Source organism: Mesorhizobium sp. P2_E10, assembly GCF_056404235.1.
Genome location: NZ_JBFUEK010000044.1, coordinates 1 through 2,717, shown reverse-complemented (window position 1 = coordinate 2,717; position 2,717 = coordinate 1). Strand labels below are relative to the sequence as shown.

The window sequence follows — 2,717 nt, the reverse complement described above, 5'->3', positions numbered from 1 at the left end:
CCCCGTGGGTCGGTCAAAATCCCCCGGGTATGGTCACTTGAAACTCCCCCACCTGATGATCACCGGCAGCGCTACTGAACAGCGGTAGCCGGTAAGGCAGGACGTTTATTTTCATCCCCTTTCATACAGCGAGGGGACCGGGAGTTGAACGTCTTGAAGGCACATCTGCAAAGCACCGTACTAACATTACTTGATCGCAACACCAGCCAGCGCGAGATTCAAAGGCTAACGGGTGTCGACCGCAAGACGATTCGGCGTTACGGAGCGCAGCGGGCTGGTGCGGAGGCAAATTCCCCCGGGGAAGTGACCACCGGCTCGGCAAGCGCGGAGGACCAAATTCCTCCACCCCGACCACCGGCTTTTGGGGTGTCGGGAGCGACGGTCACCAGCAGCCTGGCCCGCTCGGCCTGCGAACTGCATCGGGCGTGGATCGAAGAACAGGTCCGCCTGAAGCGGAATGCGCAGGCGATTTACCAGGACCTGGTCGATCAGTTTGGCTTTCCGTCCAGCTACCAAAGCGTCAAGCGGTTTGTGCGCACGTTGCGAGAAAGCGATCCCAAGCAGTTTGATCGTCTTGAGTTTCTCCCCGGCGAGGAGGCTCAGGTCGACTATGGCGAGGGCGCGCTGACGATCGATCCCAAGAGCGGCCGGTACCGTCGTCCCCGTCTGTTCGTGATGACGCTGCGCTATTCGCGGCGCAGCTTCCGGCGGGTGGTCTGGCAATCCAGCCAGCAAGTCTGGGCGCAGCTTCACGAAGAAGCGTTTCGGTATTTTGGCGGGGTGGTCAGCTATGTGGTGCTCGACAACCTTAAGGAAGGCGTCCTCAAGCCCGATCTATACGAGCCCGAGCTCAATCCGATCTACAGTGCGATGCTGGCTCATTACGGCGTCGTCGCCGATCCGGCCCGCGTGGCGGACCCCAATCGAAAGGGGAGCGTCGAGAATGCGATTCAACATACCCAGGGGACCGCGCTGGCCGGACGGCGCTTCGAGACGCTGGAAGCCCAGAACGAGTTCTTGAGGCACTGGGAGGAGAACTGGGCTTCCAAGCGCATCCACGGCAGCACTCGCCGTCAGGTCGAGGCCATGTTCCAGGAAGAGAAGCCGCACCTGCGGCCGCTGCCTGTCGCACCCTTCCGCATCTTCACTGAAGTCGTTCGGACCGTCTGCGACGACACCACCGTACGCGTCGACAGCAGCTATTACGCCGCGCGGCCCGCGGCCATCGGCAGTCTGGTCGTCGTGCGTATCTACACTTCCACGATCGAGATCCGTGATCGCCACACCCATGCGCTGCTGCGGATTCATCCCCGGATGACGCACCCCGGTTCTGTCGTCCTGCCGATCAACGAACGGCCGTTCAATCCGTCACGGCAAACCGCCGTGCTGCTGGCGAACGCCGGTCGCATCGGCCCACAAACCAAGGCCCTGTGCCAACACATGTTCGATGCCGAGGGACGCCCCGGACAGCGCGCGATGTGGGGCATTGTCGGGCTGAGCCGGAAGTATCCGACACGGATGGTCGAGCAGGCCTGTGCTCATGCCATCAGCAACCGCATCTACCGTTACAAGCACGTACGCGCGACTGTCGAGCGGCTGTTTGAGCAGGCGCTCCAACAGGTTGAAGAAGTCCCACAGCCGGCATCGCAGCTCACCCAGGATCATCCACTGATCCGCGCCCCCGCCGAATATGGCGACCTCTTCAGCCGTGCTGTGCGACACGATGCCGGCAACAATGGCCGGCAGGCCGGGGCTGACGACGACCGCGCCTCTCCACCCCGCACTCGTGGCGCCTGCGCAACCCCGACCAGCTTCGCCGCCACGAGCGCTCCCGCTACCCCTTCTCACCTCAAACTGGAGACCCAACCCCATGATGACCATACCCGAAATTGAACGCTGCCTGCGACAGCTGCGCCTGTCGGGCGTCCGCGACACGCTGCAGACGCGCGTGCTGCAGGCGCAGGGCGCAAACCAACCCTTCCTCGAGACCTTCTCCCTGATCCTGCAGGACGAACTGGATCGTCGCCAATCCCGCCTTATCGAGCGGCGATATCAGCAATCCGGGCTCGATGAAAAACTGACGCTCGCCGAATTCGACTGGTCCTTCAATCCCAAATTGCCGCGCCAAACTTGCTTCCAGCTCCACACCTTGGCGTTCGTCGCCGCCGGCGAGAACGCGATGCTGGTTGGCAAACCGGGCACCGGGAAATCCCACATCGCCAAGGCGATTGCCTATCAGGCGATCCTGCACAGCCACAAGGTCCAGTATCTCGAGACCGATGACTTCTTCCACCGCCACGCTCTGAACGCCCCCGCGCAACGCGAGGCCCGGATGCGAACAATCATCGACTGCGATCTCCTCGTGCTCGACGATCTGTTCCTCGCACGCGCCATCCCCGACGACGCCGGCGCATGGCTGCAGACCCTGATCCATCAGCGCTACAAACTGCGCCGCAGCGTCATCGTCACCTCCAATCGGGTCGTGCAGGACTGGGGGACATATCTGCGAGACAACACCATGAGCACGACGATACTCGATCGGCTGATGCATCATTGCCATCTGCTTGAGTTCGATGGACGCAGCTATCGCCTCAAAGAGGCCGCTGAAGCCCTTGCTCGGGAAACAAAGTCAAACTAACAAGTCCACTTCTGTCCTGTCTTGCGGGTGGGGGATTTTGACTGACCCTACATGGAGGAATTTGAAGTGACCCGCGGGG

At 61.7% G+C, this 2,717-nt stretch carries 2 protein-coding genes; both read left to right on the top strand.

Translation table 11 applies throughout. The features are described from left to right. The first annotated feature begins 144 nt into the window (after positions 1 to 144). Positions 145 to 1,893 carry an IS21 family transposase gene (gene istA / locus AC1D0N_RS31785; RefSeq protein ID WP_477250569.1) on the top strand — a complete coding sequence of 583 codons (1,749 nt, stop codon included), beginning with the start codon at positions 145 to 147 and terminating at the stop codon, positions 1,891 to 1,893. Further along, a complete protein-coding gene (gene istB / locus AC1D0N_RS31780; protein WP_183455162.1) occupies positions 1,871 to 2,638 on the top strand; it encodes an IS21-like element helper ATPase IstB in 768 nt (255 codons plus the stop codon). The genes istA and istB overlap by 23 nt, the downstream gene beginning before the upstream one ends. Positions 2,639 to 2,717: the final 79 nt, after the last annotated feature.

Coding starts and splice junctions, on each gene's coding strand:
- istB (WP_183455162.1), top strand. CDS start 1,871: ATGATGACCATACCCGAAATTGAACGCTGCCTGCGACAGCTGCGCCTG.